The following is a 15,720-nucleotide window of genomic DNA, read 5'->3' on the forward strand; positions in this document are numbered from 1 at the left end:
TAAACCGGCTTGTCAGTTCTTTTCTTTTACACCGAGCCCGCCTGTGAAGACGCCTTCATTTGAACCGGTCCAGCAAAGCCGGATGCTGCCGCGAGTTTCGTTTCGGTGGATGTTTGGGTTGATGACGCTGGGTGCGGTGCTTGCGGCAATCGCAAAAGCGGCCGGCAGCGGTGCGGCGGTCGCGATGGCGGTGATGATGGCGTTGGGTTTCATCGTCGCCTGCTTTGCCATGTTTGCGATCCTGTTTTTGATTTCGTGGTGCATTTCATCGCTGTGGTATCAACCGAAAGACGACACGTTGCAAGGCAGCCCGTTTTCGGCGGACCAGTTGCCGCCGCAAATTCTGCCGCCGCGGGAGAATCGATCGTGAATCGTCGCTTAATCGTGTTGGTATTCTCGACGTTGATTGCGTTGACGTTTGGCGTCATCGCAACCACCGCTGATGCGTCCGCCGCGGACACTGTCGTAGGCAGCCAGCTACCGACGATCTCGTTGCCCAATGCGGGCGGCAAGGGCGCTGGTTTCCGGTGCGACATTGTCATTGGCGAAGTCCAAGGCGCAGGTTATGTGCCGTTTGAAATTGCCCTGCGCAGTTTCAACACGTTCTCGGCAGATCGCAATTTCATCCTCCGCGTCGTCACCGAAAAAACGGGCCAAGCGCCACCACGAAACGGGTTCTCGATCGACTTGCCCATTACGGCTCAGCAGGGCAACAAGGTTGCCCTGTTCAAACGCTACTTGCCCAAGTGGGCAGCCGGTTATTCGGCAAAAATATCGATCATCGAGGACGGCCGCGCGTTACCTGATTATGAAGCGATTGTGGGCAAGCCCTTGCCACCCAACGGATATCGGTTCAAGCAATTGGACCTCGGCGAACAACAACTCAATTGGATCTTCATCAGCGATCAGGCCACCGTCGATCCGGCCACGATGCCTGACATTCGTCCAGTCGTGACCAACAGTAACAATTTCTTATTGTGGGAAGCCAACGGGTTCCCGAGCCAAGAAGCGAACCCCCAGTTCTGGAAGGAGATGATCGACCAAAACTGGTTTTCCGCGATCGGCCAATCGGAATTACCGACCGACTGGCGTGCCTACAACCAGCACGACGCGGTTGTGATTGGGCCGCAATCGCTAGAGAAATTGCGAAAGAACGCAGACGCCTTTGCTGCGTTGCGGGACTGGCTGTTGGTAGGCGGAACGATTGTCATTTACGAAGCGACGACGCCAACCGAAACGATGAAGTTGATCGATACGGCGTGGACGGCGGACGAGGAAACCAAGAAGCAAGTTGCCCGCTACGTTGAAAGTGGGATCGCAGAAAACAAACAACTGCTGAACGAGAATCGTTTGTCGATCTTGGCAATTGACGCCTACATCAAAACTCTAAAATCCAAACCCACTGCATCATCCCCCGAGTCTGGCCAAATCGTTAACGATCCAACCAGCATGGGTATGGGGATGGGCATGGGGATGGGGATGATCCCGAACAGCATGTTCAGTTTCAGGGGCCAAGACTATTACTTTCCCACCGACATCAAGGACGCCCAACTTGATCGCACCGCGATGAAGAAATTGGTCGATCAACACATCGACATTAAGTCGCCAAGAATTTCAGGGACGAATCCAGACCTCTTTGCTCAGCCGGTTGGCGCTGGCATGGTGATTGGGATCACTGCATCCCCAGACGATCGTCTGAATTCGATTGCTTGGAGTGCGGTGCGTTCGCTGTTTGTGTTTCGTATTTCGCCGATGCTGCGTCGGGGCGTTGACCCGATGCTTGGTGATCGACGATTCGACCGCTGGTTGATTCCCGGCGTTGCCCAGCCACCGGTTTACACGTTCATGGGATTGCTGGTCGGGTTCGTGATTCTGGTCGGCCCGATCGCGTATCGAAAGACATCGAAGGCCGGTCGCAGCTATTTGATGTTCGGGATCGCGCCGGCATTGGCGATGTTGACGACGATCGCAATGTTTACCTACGGCATCGTGTCGGACGGTTTCGGAACGATGACGCGGATTCGCCAGTTGACGTTCATCGACGGAACGTCGGGCGATGCCGGCGAACGGTACCGAGCCACTTACTTTGCCGGCGTGCGACCGAGCGGCGGGATCAAGTTTCCGGCCGAGGCCGAGGTGATGCAGTATCCCGAAGGCGGCGACGAATCCTGGCAAGAGCACTATTTCAAACAGCCCGCGATCATGGGCAACATCACCATTGACGATCAATCACAACGATTTGACTCGTCATTTTTGCCCTCACGGACTCAGCGTCAGTTCGTTGTCCATCTGCCGCGGCGTGGCATCGGACGAGTCAACCTAGTGCCGGCCACTGATACCGAACTGGCCAAGGTCGAGAGCACGCTGGCGTTTCCGCTGCTCTCGATCGTGCTGCGAGACCACGATGGTGATTACTGGACGACCGACGATTTGGCAGCCAACGGTTCGTCCACGGTGACGGAGGTTAAGACAACAACGCTGCCGAAAATGATTGGCAAAATGTACAACGATTTCAGGCCGGTCTCAGCAATTGGTCGTGCCAATTCATCCGGGCGATCAAACCGAAACTATTCGAATCAAGCGTACGACTTGATCAACGAAACGGCTGAAGGAATCTCTGGCATCAACCTGTTCAGCGAAGGCACGTTCGAACAGATTTTGCAGCAACAATTACAATCCAACGGCGAACTTCCTAATGGTTACTTCATCGCGACAGCAACTCCCAGCTCGGACGTGATGGCGGTCGAAACGGCTGAGGTGATCGACAGCGTTCGGTATTTGTACGGGACGCTTCCCAAACCAGAAACAAGTTCCGCATCGAAAGCATTGGACTCGGCCCCATGAACTCGATTCCCAACGATTTAGCAGTCCCCCGAATGAATGTACCGGCGGTCCACGGTGCGGATGACGACTGCATCGAACTGCGCCGTCTGCACCGGTTCTTTGGCAAAACCAAAGCGGTCACCGACATTTCGTTCACTGTCCGGCGCGGGCATGTGTTCGGTTACATCGGTCCCAACGGAGCTGGAAAAACAACGTCGATGCGGATCTTGGCAACCTTGGATTTGCCGAGCTATGGCGACGCTTTCGTCGATGGTTTTTCGGTCGTCAACGATCCGGAACTGGTCCGCCGCCGCTTGGGATTCATGCCGGACTCGTTTGGTACGTACCGCGACGTGAACTGCAAAGAGTATCTGGACTTTTTTGCTCGCGCGTACGGGCTTGTCGGTCGCGAGCGCACCAAGCGACTCGATTGGGTGCTGAACTTTACGGGCACCGAAGGCATGGCAGAAAAGCCGATCCGCGGCCTGAGCAAAGGAATGAAACAGCGAGTGTGTTTGGGCCGAGCACTGATTCACGACCCGGCCGTCATGATCTTGGACGAACCGGCGGCGGGACTCGATCCGCGTGCGCGGATTCAATTGCGAAAGATGATTCGCGAGCTCGCAGACCGCGGAAAGACGGTACTGATCAGCAGCCATATTTTGACCGAGTTGGCCGAAATGTGTGACAGCGTCGGTATCATCGAACAAGGCAAATTGTTGGCGACAGGCAGCGTCGAACAGATCCAACATCAACGCGAAACGCATCGCGAGTTGAAGATCCGAGTTCTGCAAAACACCGAGGCGGCGGGCGAGAGCCTCCGCTCGATCGAGACGGTGTCGAATCTGGTTGTTGATGGCGAGTTGCTGAAATTCGAGTTCGCCGGCAACATCGACGCTCAAGCCGGCTTGGTCGCCCACTTAGTGAATGACGGCTACGCGGTCGCGGAAGTCGAATCGCACAAGAAAAGTTTGGAAGACGTGTTCCTGCAGGTCACCGAAGGTCTCGTGCAGTAATGTTCAGTTTCGCTTCGCTTTTAGCACGCCAGCCAATTTGTCACCATTTTTGGCTGGAGCGGTCGCGTCGATTGTGCCGATTATTCCGGTCGGAGGGCAATTCGATTGCTCTCTTAGCATAGCTCTAAGATTGCAAACGCGAACGACGGATTGAACCATGCGCTTACCGATCACTCGGATTCTAACCGCGGCCGCCATGCTGGCATTCGGCACGGCAGCACTCTCAAGCGCACAGGCTCAACAGATTCCTCGCGGTGCTCGCCCGGTGGTTCCCGGCACCGGTAGCGAGATCGTGGGGGTGGCTGACGACTTCGAGGATCCAAGCTGGGACTATATCCCACGCGATCCAAAGAGCACCGAGGACATCGACGAAAACCAACGTGCCCCGATGGGGCGCAGTACGAACGGTCGATGGTACGAGGGCATCAAACGCGGCCACCCCGACATCGTCAAACGCGTCGCCACACCGAGCGGCGGATTGCCCGGCAGCACCGGTGCACTGTTGCTAAAGAGCATGCAGACCGGCATTCCCGGCCAGCCGTCCAACACGATGCACCAAGACGACTTCATCGCCAACGTCCAGTACAAACTGAAACGGACGCTGAGCGTTTCCGAAGCACCGAACGTGACAACTCGCGTCTATTTGCCAGCCGTCGATACCTGGGAAAACCGCAGCGGACCTCACTTTGGCTTCCGTTTGGCCCTGGAAACGACCGCGATGGTCGATAAGGAAGTTGGCTTCGGAATCTTCAAACGAACCAAGGAAGAAATGGGCAACGAGGTCTATTGGCCTGGGATGTTCGTCGAGTTCGAAAGCAAAAGCGATTCGGGCAAGGACTCGGACTTTGCGTACCTGCGAATTCGCAGCAATTCGCGAGGCGGCGATTTCCGCGGTCCTCAAATCACCACCACCGGCTGGTGGACGATGGGCATCAGCGTGACGCCAGACGGAATGGTCCACTACTACGCGTCACCCGGCGTGGATGAGTTGACCGAAGAGGACTACATCACCAGCCAATATCCGTACGATTACCGGTGCGAACGGTTCCGCACGTTCTTTTATAACGTGTGCAGTGCGGACGACGGACGGCGTTGGAGCACGGCGTTCATCGTGGACGATCCCAAGGTGTACGTGCTGCGTCCGCAAGGACAAATGGCGACCCGAAACACCCGTTCACAGCGTTAAACGAGCCAGCGATTTTAGATCGGCTAGTTGAAGTTAGCCGAGCGCGGCCTCGATGGCGTCTTGGTATTCGGCGTCCGTCATGCCCAGCAGCTCTTGCATTTTTGCGAGCGTTTTGACCTTCTTGTCGGTCATTTCGCCTTCGGCCGTGGCGGCCAAGAACATCGCTTGCAATGCCTGCCGTTTCTGTTTTTGGTTCCACCGGATTGAGACCGTTAGAACGTAGTTGACGGCTTCGATCTTGTTTTGCTGAGCGATACTGCAGAGATGCCCGATTTCGTCGCGATCGACGTCTCGATCTTGCATGTACGAAGCAATCTCAATCAGCGACTGAATCTCGGGTTCGCTGATCGTACCATCGACCAGCGTGACCAGAATGGCCGCCCGCAGCGCTTCGTCCAAGAATTTGACTGCCTCGGCAGCCTCATGTGTTTCTTGGTCCATGTCCAGCACCGTCGGGTCCCAGGTCTGCTTGCACTGGTCGCATTGGACGAAGACTTCTGCGTTGCCGATCGGAATGGTGGGGATGAAATACAACGTCAACCACGGGCGGCGAGCTCGCAGCCGATGGGTCTGGGGGACTCGGCATCCCGGACAGTAAAAGTTACCCCGCTCGCGAGTCCGAGTCAGGTTCATGGTGCCAATCAAAATCATGCATCCATGATAAGTGGGTCCGTCACGTCGTGGCAGACCCAGTTTTTATGAATATCCAGGATGGTGAGCGTCGATTAACTCGATATGCCACTTCTGCCAATCTCGACGACGCGTACCAGCACGCCACTGACAACTCAGCGATTGTTGTTCCAATTGAATAACGATCAACTGGCGATCCAGCGGCAATACGACCAGCTAAGTACCGGCCAACGGGTGCTTCGACTTGGCGACGACCCGGCGGCGGCGAACCGCGCCATTACGTTGCACCGTGGTATTGACCAAGACAACCAATTAGTTCGTAACGCCAATAGTACGGCCAGTTTTTACTCCGCCGCGGACGACGCACTTGCTCGCATCGACGACGCACTGATCCAAGCTCGCGGCGTCGCCGTTCAAGGTGCTCAAAACGTGATCTCGGACGACGAACGAGCTGCGCTCGCCGCCACTCTCGATCAGTCAATCAGTGCCGTCTTTGCCGCCGGTAACTCAATGTTTCGCGATCACGAACTACTGGGAGGATTCCTGAATCCCGGTAATTCGTTCAACTTTGACGGTAACGACATTGTCTTCAGCGGCAAGACGGCCGTCGGGCGAACCGAGATCGGTGCCGGTCGCCCCGTCGACATCAACGTCAATGCAGCAGACTCGTTAGGTGCCAATTCGATCATCGTCGAAGGCAAATCGCTCAACGCGTCACTGGACCGTGAAACTCGGCTCGTCGACCTGCGAAAAGGACTTGGCGTGACGCCCGGCCAAATTCGATTGTCAGGCGGCGGTAACTTCGTTGATCTCGACATGCGATCAGCCTCGACCATTGGTGACGTTGCCGACCTGATTTCCGATGTGAAATTGGAAGGCCGGCCAATTGTTGCCACCATCACCGACGACGGAATTCGCATCGAGTACCTCGACGGATTAGCAGGTAACCTGGCGATCGACGATGGCATCGGCAGCACCATGGCGGAAGAACTATCGATTCTGAATCCGGGCGGGATCATCGCACCACCGGTCATTGGCGACCGCCTTTCACCTCGCGTCACCCACGCGACCAAACTTGAAGACTTGGCCGCCGGCGCCGGCGTTAACTTGACGGGCGGAATCCGGATTGAACAGGGCGATCAAGTCTATGACATCACCTTCGACGGCGCCGAAGACCTCAGCGATGTGGTGATTGCGATCAATCGCAGCGACGCTGACGTGAAAGCCGAACTGGACGAATCGGGCGGCCGGATCGTGCTGCGATCGCTGCGCAGCGGCGTAGACTACTCAATTGGCGAGAACGGTGGCAACGCCGCAGCGGCACTTGGCATTCGCTCAGCCGATGCCGACACCAACTTGTCGACACTGGGACGCAACCGTGGTCTGACCACGAACACCGGCGGAACCGACCTGACCATCACTCGGCCGGACGGACGCGACATCGCCATTGACGTTGATGGTGCCGAAACGATCAATGACATCATCGACTTGATCCGCAATCACCCGCAAAACCAGGACACTCGGCGGGTTTTGGTTAGCTTGAACGATGTCGGCAATGGGCTGCAATTGAAGGCGCCACCGGGGGCCGGGACGCTGACCGTGACTCAGTCCGGCGTGTCCAATGTGGGCAATCGGTTGGGACTGATTCCGGATGGCCAGCACACCAATTCCGGTGGCGTGGTTGGCTCGGTCGACACAATCATTGGCACCGACTATGCCACGCGCGACGCCGGCGGAACGCTGGACACCCTTCTGCGAATGCGGGACGCCGTGGCGAGTGGCGATGGTGAGGAAATCGAGCGATTGCAGGCAAAATTGGACGTCGATTTGGACCGTGCCAGCCGCACGCGAGGCAAGGTTGGCGTTTGGACGCAAAACCTAGATTCGCTCAAAGCTGCGTCCGAACAGCGGGTCATCCAATTGAAAAGCCAGTTGTCGGACGAGGTCGATGCCGACCTAACCACCGTGATCAGCGACCTGAGCCAACGCCAAATTGCCCTCGAAGCGTCGATGCGAGTCATCGGACAAGCGTCTCAAATGACGGTCCTGAACTACTTGTAACGATTTTGTCGATTCTGCGTCCCAACCCGCCGATGAAAGAAGTACTGAAGTGTCATCACTTCGGTTTTTCGAGCGAGTCCGTTAACAGACGATTGGGAAAAGACCATGCGGATCGACACGCAGCGTTTCGGCACATTGCGACTCAACGCGAATCAACTGTTCCTGTTTCCGCAGGGATTAATTGGCATGGAAACCCTTCGTCAGTGGGCGTTACTGCCTGATCCTCAGAACGAGTCCGTGGCGTGGTTGCAAAGTGCGTCGCGCGGCGACCGAGCCATTGCACTGGTCAGCCCGCGAGCGTTCTTCGAAGACTACCGCGTTCACGTCACTCGCCGCGAACTTGCATGCTTGCATATGCAACCCGGAGCCGAGATGTACGTAATGACGACCGTCTCGGGACACGTCGGTAAATTAACCACCAACTTACGGTCACCGTTGCTCTTGAACCTTAGCCGTCGACTCGGTTGCCAGGTCATCACCAGCGACGATCAACCGATCCAACGCCCACTGCCGCTGGCAAGCCAAGCCGCAGCATCGATGGCCGAAGTCCTGCGGGCAGCGTAAGTTCACAGTGAACTGCGGCAAACACACGGATACACTCACTCTCCCGCTCGCGGGAGAGTGACAATCTGAAATTGCTTCCGTACGATCCCCACGTTCCCGTCTAGTCCGCTGAACCCCATCTGAGGTCGCGGCGTGCGACTAATTGGAACGTAGGCTAGTCCGCACGACCGACACCAGCGGACTTTGGCACGCGTGGTTCAATTTAGCACAGTAGGTGGTCGATGAATCCCTTGTCGAGACGTTGCTGCTCTTGCCTCTAAAGCGGATGCGAGCCTGCGGTCGAAAACAACCATCATTCTCGGGGCGATTGTCCGCTTCCCGAACTAGACCCCATCCCCACATAGATCACCACGAGGACAACATGCTCGTCCTTTCCAGGCACCGCGACGAAAGCATCATGATTGGCGACGATGTCGTGGTGACCATCGTTGACATTCGAGGCGACAAAGTTCGTCTCGGTATCGAAGCACCACAATCGATCCCCGTACACCGTCAAGAAGTGTATGACGCGATCCAGCGTGAAAACCGCCGGGCCACTCAAACTGGCACCGGCGCCACAAAGGACGTTCAACCGCCAAAGAACTAACGTTCACGACGGTTCCAGACGTTACGCATAGCGAAACTCGCAGGCAATCTTTTGTTGCGCCGCCAGCAACTAAAAGCCTCTGCGACTTTCGCTATCGTTTTAGGTGGACAGAACTTCGCGTCGGTCCCACAACTTGGGGCGGCCGCGATTCGTTGGCATCCGCAACCATCGCCACTTTGTGGGATTTGCGAAACTGACAGAATCGAAAGGAATGTCCGTCGCTTTCTTTTCCGTATCGATACGGCAATCTCGTTTCGTAAGATTGCAATTCCATCGGTGCGTGCCCGATTTGCAAGCGGGCGTCTGCGGTGTAATCCGCAGACTCAAAGATCAACAGCACGATTCCAGATTCTACGGCTTCTTGTAGCCGTGAATCCGTTTTCAGATCGGCGATGGTAGCCACGGGCGTGTTGCCGACGTGGGCTTTTAAGTTGCCCGCAAACCGCACGTTCGTCGCCACAATCAACTGCGGTGCATCCGGAAGCGCCGCAACCTGGTCTGCCACACGATCAAATGGCATGTTCAACCACGAATAGTCGCCACGCACCGACGCTGACATCGTGCGTCCGACCAGAACGGTCAAGACCGACGCCGCAAAAATCCCAGCCGTGGTCAGAATCCTCGCACCACCGATCTGCGAAACGACACTACGGTTTGAATCGCCAATTCGCGTATCACCAAACGGTGTCAATCGCAGCACCAGGTAGGCTGGCAACAAGAATAAAAACGGTTGCAGCCAGTGGTTTTTTGTTTCAACGGCGTTACCCGACATCACCAACATCAACAGAACCGCAGCGATACCGATCATCGACCGCTCGACGAGTTTCGTAGTGGCCAACAATTCTTTGGACACCAAGGCGTTTGGTTTAGTGGTCGATGCCGGCTTCCACACCCACTTCAACCAATGATCACGAAACGCAATTGCAAAGACCGCGATCGTCACGCTGCAACACGAAAAGGTCGAACCGGCCAGTCGTATCAATCCGGTGCTGACACGGTCACCCAGCGTCATTGCTTCGCGAGGCAACAATTGGGTCAGTGCTTTCGACGATGCCGTATCCAAGTTCTGGATTGCCCACCAAAAATGGGGACCAACCAAAACCGCCGCGATCACGATGCTGAACAGAATTCGCGGATCGAGAATGCGTTTGCGAAAGTCTTCGATCGACAGTGCAGCAGCAATGAAAGCAACCAAAACGATGGCAAAGTTGTACTTAAACAACAATCCTGCCGCGGTTGCCAATCCGATCACGGCGTAGTTCGCCAGCGTTGGCCGTTTGTAAACGTTGACGATCGCCAACATCAACCATGACGCGGCAAACAGTGCGGCAACCGTGTGCGAGAGATCGCGATGACTTTCCCAAGCGATCTGCGGCATCGTCAACATTGCAGCGGACGCGACAATACCGGCGAACCGATTCGCTGTGGCGCGAGCGATGGAAAAGTAAACGCAAACGTAAGTCAGAAGCAGAAAAAAGTTTTTCAACAGCGGCAGCGCGAACGAAGCTTTTCCGACGATCGTCAGCAATGGGATTTGCAGCCACGTGTACAGCGGCGGTTGACCGTTGTAGCCGATCTGCCAGCCTTGTGACAAATAGACCTGTTCGGCCTCGTCATACGTCAGCGACGATGACAACATCCCGCGCACGATCACGTGCATTGCAAAATAGACGATCAATACAAGCGGAAAACGGATATCGTTTTCGGCGAGCCAGCGCAATGGTTTCATGCTGCGTTTCTACGTGGCGTATCAATGTCGGTTGACGTGAAAATTTTGGGCGACGAGTTACGGCTGACTGCACCGCTTTGCTGAGACTGATGAATCACATAGTTACCTTGGCCCGGCAGTTCCATGTAGATCCGAGACACCATTTCGGCCAAGATGCCAATCGCAATCAACTGCACCGCCGTGCATAACGCAAAGGCACCCACGATCAACATTGGTCGGTTGCCAATGTCTTGGCCCAAGCCAAACTTCGCAAATCCAACGATCGACAACATCGCCGTTCCGATCGCAGCCAGCACCAAACCAATCGAGCCGAAAAAGTGGCCGGGTCGCGCTCGGTAACGCATGAAAAACAGCACCGACAACAAGTCCAACACGACGCGAAACGTGCGTGAGATGCCGTACTTTGATTGACCGAACTGACGTGCGTGATGTCGAACGCCGATCTCACCAATGCGATCCGGCGATGTGATCTTGGCAACCCAGGCGGGGATGAACCGATGCATCTCGCCGACAAGCTTGACGTCGCGAATGACTTCGCCGCGATAGACTTTGAGGCTGCATCCGTAATCGTGAATCTTGACGCCGGTCACATGACCGATCAAACGGTTGGCAATCCAAGACGGAATCTTACGAAGGATGAATGCGTCCTGGCGTCGCTCGCGACGACCGCACAATAGATCCAAGTCGTTGTCTTTCAGATGACGAACCATCCGAGGAATATCGGCGGGGTCGTTTTGCAGGTCACCGTCGATTGTGGCAACAAATCGGCCGCGTGACGCGTCAATGCCGGCTTGCATGGCGGCAGTCTGACCGAAATTTCGCCGCAATGAGATGACGTTTGTGGGGATGGATGACGTCTGGCACGCCTTCACTGCGGCGGCGTAAGTCCCATCCAAGCTGCCATCATCGACCAATACGATCTCGCATGTTTCAGCAGCGTACGGTTCACCAGCGGACTTTTCAGCAGCATTCTGGACGCCGACAAGAGCCGATTCGATTTGCGCAACCAACGGTCCAACAGATTCGGATTCGTTGTACAGCGGGACGACAATCGACAGTTCGACGCACCCCGGATCGGAGTTCGACATTCGCAAGGCTCGGGCGCGAGGGAGAAACTAAAAGCTTTCGCACCCGCGTCGTTAACAAATCTTCACTGCAACCAGCAATAGGAATCAAAAAATCGCCAATCCCCAAAAACGGTTAGCGAGGAAACAGCGGCGAGACTTCCTGGCCAAGGTCTTTGATGTCGGTGTCTCCGATGAAGATGTAGCCCGCATTGGGGCACGCATCACAATCGGCGGGCGAGAAATTTTCTACTGCCGTGGTGATCACCAACTTCAACTGGCCTTCGAAGGGCATCAGGGCAGGACAGGTGTTCTGAGGCGACCCGGGGGTTTGCCAAGTGCAACGAAGTTCGCCGGAATTCAGATCGTACAACCGAGTCTGACCGAACGGGGCAACGCCAGGATGGAACATTGCCACGATGATGCCAGTCCCGTCGGGCGTCACGATCATGCCATCGGGAACGGCCGGGTCACCTTCGAAATCGATCACGGTGGTGGGGTCGCCCAACGTACCAGCGGCAATATCCAAATCGTAACGGACAATTTTGCGAGTGGGCGAGTCGATATCCAGCAGTGATAGCTTGCCGTCTTCGCCTTTTAGGATCGCCTTGCCGTTGCTGCAGATCTGGTCATCACGCAACCGGATCAGCTTTTCGTCACTGCCGCGATACAGATACAGGCCGGCCTTTTTAGTCGCAAATTCCAGGTCTTTGGTTCCAAAGATCAAATTGTCTTCGTAAACCAAACCGTCATTGATAATCGTGTTGGTAACATCGGCGTCGATGCCTTCGCAAAACGGTTGCCACTGACCGGTGTAGGTTTGAAAAATCCCAAGCGTTCGTTCACAACCGACGACAAATGCGCCAGCGGTTTGACATTCGAACGCGAATCCCGGGCGACCGGGCAACTGGAACGACTGGTTCTTTTTTGCGCCCACATCGTAAATGTTAATGCTGCCGACGGTGGAATCGCTGCCGTGCTGAATTCCAACCCAACTGAATTGCCCCTCGCCCATCGCAATCGGTCCCTCGGGCAAGAATCTTAGAGCGTCGGAGTCAGGAATCCGCAAGGAACGGGCTTGGCGTGTTTCAGTCATGAGATCGATGGTTCGCGAGAGGAACTTGAAAGGGATCAGCCAAAGTTTTAGAACGTCAGGCAGTCGAGAGGTAGCCGCTATGATACGGTTCCTTACGATTCCACTCTCGATTTCTCGTTCGATCACTCGTTCGGATCAAGTGTTGGAAGTTTCAATTTCGGATGTCCACGTTTCGCACTCCTGTATTTAGGTTCGCTGCTCGATGTCGTCACTTTCCATCATGCGTCGGTTCAGTTTCTGTGCCGGGCACCGTTTGGTCGGCCACGAAGGCAAATGCCAAAACCTTCATGGCCACAACTATGTGGTCGAGATCTACGTCACTGGCCAAGAACAAGACTCGGTTGGCCGAATTCTGGACTTCAAGCAGTTGAAGGTTTCGGTCAACGGTTGGTTGGATGACAATTGGGACCATGCGTTCATCCTGTGGGACCAAGACGAAAACGGCTTGGCCGCGATCCGTTCGTCAAAGCCTCATCGAATTTACGAACTCGACTGCAACCCGACAGCCGAAAACATGGCGTTGCATCTGCTGAACGTCGTATGTCCCCAAGTGCTTGAGGGAAGCGGCGCGACGGCGTTCAAGGTTCGATTGTGGGAGAGCGAAGAAACCTGTGCCGAGGTAACAAATTCAGACCGATGAAAGTTTGCCAACTCAACCATGTCGCTTTGCATGTGGCAGATGTCGCGCGAAGTGCAGAATTTTACCGAGACACGCTGAACCTGCCTGTCATGCCTCGGCCGGCATTCGACTTTCCCGGCGCCTGGTTCCGGTTGGGCGTTGACCAGGAATTGCACCTGATCGGCGACCGAGACCAACCGGTTCACTCGCATCACCGGGGCGGGCACTTGGCATTGATCGTTGATGACCTGGACCAATGGGAATCGCACCTCGACCAGCGAGGTGCGACACGCTTGCCTCGCAAGACGCGGCCAGATGGCGCCCTGCAAACGTTCGTCCAGGACCCGGACGGTCACTGGATCGAACTCTGCGTGCCACCGGCGGGTTAGAAGATTAACCGCTACTCGCCACTCGCCGCCTACTTGTGTGGCGTGTGACAAGCTTTGCAGTTGGCGGCTTTGGTCAGTTGCTCGCCAGCGTTTTCTTTGCCGTCGATGACAGCTTGGCTTGATTTGACTAGAGCTGCGGTCAGTTTGTCCCAGCTCTCTTTCTCGCCTTTTTCAGGTGTGTTTTTCGCAAGCGCGACCATCATCGCGTGAAGTTCCTTCTTCTCTTCTTCGGAAGCTTCGCCACCGGCGACCTTCTTCAGCAGCGGTCCCTTCATCGCCTTCTTCATGATTTCTTTGGTCTTGTACTTCGGCGCAGCGTCATCGGCGTCTTCGGCTCGGCTTGGCATCGCAGTGGTTGTGGCCAACATGCCAGCAACGGTCATCAGGGTCCAGAACTTTTTTGACATCAACATGCTCTTTCAAATGGTGGGGAAACAAGAAAAACAGTAGTGATCAAATCGGCGCCGCAGCTCGCCATTGGCCGCTTCGCCAGATAGCGAGTTTCGAAAGCTAGTTTTCGATCCAGGATCGCAATAGGTTCAAATCCGACTTCATGGCGGCCAGATGCTTTGGCACCAACGCGGGATCCTTGTGATCAATGTACTCTTCGTGCAAAGAGACTGGGCCGTCAAATGTGTTCAAACGCAACGCACCGACCTCTTCTTTGCCGACGCGTCCTTCACCCAGTGGCACGTTGACCAAACGGTTGCCATCCCAGCGGAAATCTTTCACGTAGATCGCTCCAATCTTGGGGCGAATCAGATTTAGTGCGACCGGCCACGACATGCCACCTTCGGCGATTGCGTGACGAATGTCGTAGGCGACGCTAATGTCGGCCGTGTCAATTCCATCAAGGCCAATGTGCAGGTCCCAAATCGACGAACCAAAGTATTTATTGCCGGCGTGATTCTGGTAGAGACCTTGGACGCCGAAGTCGTGGTTCATCGCGGCCAGGTCGCGAAGCTGAGGACGCCACGCTTCGATCTGCGCGGCGATATCGCGGTTCAATTCGTATTTCAAGTACTGCATTCGATACTTGGTGATCCCCAGCGTTGCGGCCGTTCGCAGCACTCGCTCAGTCAGCGGGTCCGACGCGTCGTTGATGTCCGAGGTCAACACCATTACCGTCAAATCACGTTTGCCGAGCGCTTCGACCAGTCGCGGCAGGTCTTCTTCGACAGATTCGGGTTCGACGTTACCGCCTTCGCGAACCGGCGCTTCGATGCCATCGAAACCCGCTTCCGCCATTGAATCGGCCAATTCGTCAAACGAGAGAGAATTCAGCGGCTTTGTGAAAACGCCAATTCGAGGTTTTCGCGCTGCCGACGACTCGCTCGGATCTTGGGCCGCGGCCGGCGGAAGGACGAGAGGTCCCGCAACCAGCGATCCGATTGCCGATGCACAGGCCGCGCAACCAGACGTTGCGATAAAGTTACGACGGTTCGTTTTCACAGGGACAACTACCAAAGGAAAATTGGGTGACACAGAACCAATGGGCGACACGGAACCGATACGACGCAAATCAAGGTTGTGCATGATAGCGATCTTGGAGAGCGTTTTGGAATCGAAACGAAAATCTTAATCAGCCCAAGGTTGCCGGGTGGTTCAATAACCCCACCCGGCGAGGCTCGCTGAATGAGAATTTGAAGTCTTCTTTAAGAACTCCGCTCGCGTTTTGACGTCCCCCCCCGAAGGCGAGCCAACTTGAGGAAAAAATCTCATGATTGGATTCTTTTAGGGAACTTTTATCCACCAAAGCCGTTCCTAATAATCCGATAGACTGACACAACCGACATTATTTCCACTCACCCGGGGGGGTAAAGCGAATGCCAAATTGGCAAAAAGCGTTTTTGCTAGACCGGGCGTTCGTTTGGTTAACTCAGTTTGCGTTTCTTTTGCGGGCCGCATTTTCCCCCGCATTGGCCTCGTCCGGCTCGACTGCTGGGCAACGAACAGA

Annotated in this window: 15 protein-coding genes; 9 read left to right on the forward strand and 6 right to left on the reverse strand. The window is 55.4% G+C overall.

The features are described from left to right. Positions 1-43 precede the first annotated feature (43 nt). The 4 genes from Poly59_RS22085 to Poly59_RS22100 all read left to right on the forward strand — a co-directional run bounded on the left by Poly59_RS22085 (position 44) and on the right by Poly59_RS22100 (position 5,025). Complete coding sequence (locus Poly59_RS22085) at positions 44-370, forward strand: hypothetical protein (protein ID WP_146536286.1); 327 nt, start codon at positions 44-46, stop codon at positions 368-370. After that, positions 367-2,844, forward strand: a complete 2,478-nt coding sequence (locus tag Poly59_RS22090; RefSeq protein WP_146536287.1) for a hypothetical protein — start codon at positions 367-369, stop codon at positions 2,842-2,844. Before Poly59_RS22085 ends, Poly59_RS22090 begins: the two co-directional genes overlap by 4 nt. Positions 2,845-2,876: 32 nt before the next feature. Next, complete coding sequence (locus tag Poly59_RS22095; protein WP_246151927.1) at positions 2,877-3,839, forward strand: ABC transporter ATP-binding protein; 963 nt, start codon at positions 2,877-2,879, stop codon at positions 3,837-3,839. A 157-nt stretch (positions 3,840-3,996) separates the two neighbouring features. Continuing rightward, entirely contained in the window at positions 3,997-5,025 is a 1,029-nt protein-coding gene (locus Poly59_RS22100; protein ID WP_246151853.1) for a hypothetical protein, read from the forward strand. A 33-nt stretch (positions 5,026-5,058) separates the two neighbouring features. On the opposite strand, the gene Poly59_RS22105 is transcribed toward Poly59_RS22100, so the two are convergent. Then, entirely contained in the window at positions 5,059-5,658 is a 600-nt protein-coding gene (locus tag Poly59_RS22105; protein WP_246151854.1) for a tellurite resistance TerB family protein, read from the reverse strand. A 102-nt stretch (positions 5,659-5,760) separates the two neighbouring features. Here Poly59_RS22105 and Poly59_RS22110 point away from each other — a divergent pair, with 102 nt between their 5' ends. The 3 genes from Poly59_RS22110 to csrA all read left to right on the forward strand — a co-directional run bounded on the left by Poly59_RS22110 (position 5,761) and on the right by csrA (position 8,866). Then, positions 5,761-7,716, forward strand: coding sequence for a flagellin N-terminal helical domain-containing protein (locus Poly59_RS22110; protein ID WP_146536290.1), 1,956 nt, complete (start codon positions 5,761-5,763; stop codon positions 7,714-7,716). 105 nt (positions 7,717-7,821) lie between these two features. After that, on the forward strand, positions 7,822-8,280 hold the full coding sequence (fliW, locus tag Poly59_RS22115; protein ID WP_146536291.1) for a flagellar assembly protein FliW: 459 nt from the start codon (positions 7,822-7,824) through the stop codon (positions 8,278-8,280). Positions 8,281-8,641: 361 nt separating this feature from the next. After that, the gene (csrA, locus tag Poly59_RS22120; protein ID WP_146453607.1) at positions 8,642-8,866 is read left to right on the forward strand and encodes a carbon storage regulator CsrA; all 225 of its coding nucleotides are present in this window, start codon (positions 8,642-8,644) and stop codon (positions 8,864-8,866) included. 91 nt (positions 8,867-8,957) lie between these two features. Here the strand turns inward: csrA and Poly59_RS22125 are convergent, their stop codons facing one another. The 3 genes from Poly59_RS22125 to Poly59_RS22135 form a co-directional block, all read right to left on the reverse strand. After that, positions 8,958-10,595: an ArnT family glycosyltransferase gene (locus Poly59_RS22125; protein WP_146536292.1), complete on the reverse strand. Its 1,638-nt coding sequence runs from the start codon at positions 10,593-10,595 to the stop codon at positions 8,958-8,960. Beyond that, complete coding sequence (locus Poly59_RS22130) at positions 10,592-11,683, reverse strand: glycosyltransferase family 2 protein (RefSeq protein WP_146536293.1); 1,092 nt, start codon at positions 11,681-11,683, stop codon at positions 10,592-10,594. The genes Poly59_RS22125 and Poly59_RS22130 overlap by 4 nt, the downstream gene beginning before the upstream one ends. 112 nt (positions 11,684-11,795) lie before the next feature. Continuing rightward, on the reverse strand, positions 11,796-12,755 hold the full coding sequence (locus Poly59_RS22135; protein WP_146536294.1) for an SMP-30/gluconolactonase/LRE family protein: 960 nt from the start codon (positions 12,753-12,755) through the stop codon (positions 11,796-11,798). Positions 12,756-12,975: 220 nt separating this feature from the next. On the opposite strand from Poly59_RS22135, the gene Poly59_RS22140 reads away from it, so the two are divergent. Together Poly59_RS22140 and Poly59_RS22145 are read left to right on the forward strand one after the other, a co-directional pair. After that, a complete protein-coding gene (locus Poly59_RS22140; protein WP_146536860.1) occupies positions 12,976-13,395 on the forward strand; it encodes a 6-pyruvoyl trahydropterin synthase family protein in 420 nt (139 codons plus the stop codon). Next, positions 13,392-13,763 (forward strand): VOC family protein, encoded by a 372-nt coding sequence (locus Poly59_RS22145; RefSeq protein ID WP_146536295.1) that lies wholly within the window; start codon positions 13,392-13,394, stop codon positions 13,761-13,763. Before Poly59_RS22140 ends, Poly59_RS22145 begins: the two co-directional genes overlap by 4 nt. A gap of 29 nt (positions 13,764-13,792) precedes the next feature. On the opposite strand, the gene Poly59_RS22150 is transcribed toward Poly59_RS22145, so the two are convergent. Continuing rightward, positions 13,793-14,170 carry a hypothetical protein gene (locus Poly59_RS22150; RefSeq protein ID WP_146536296.1) on the reverse strand — a complete coding sequence of 126 codons (378 nt, stop codon included), beginning with the start codon at positions 14,168-14,170 and terminating at the stop codon, positions 13,793-13,795. Between the two features lie 103 nt (positions 14,171-14,273). Next, positions 14,274-15,215, reverse strand: a complete 942-nt coding sequence (locus Poly59_RS22155) for a sugar phosphate isomerase/epimerase family protein (RefSeq protein WP_186776447.1) — start codon at positions 15,213-15,215, stop codon at positions 14,274-14,276. Positions 15,216-15,720 lie beyond the last annotated feature (505 nt).

The organism is Rubripirellula reticaptiva (assembly GCF_007860175.1).
Classification (GTDB): domain Bacteria; phylum Planctomycetota; class Planctomycetia; order Pirellulales; family Pirellulaceae; genus Rubripirellula; species Rubripirellula reticaptiva.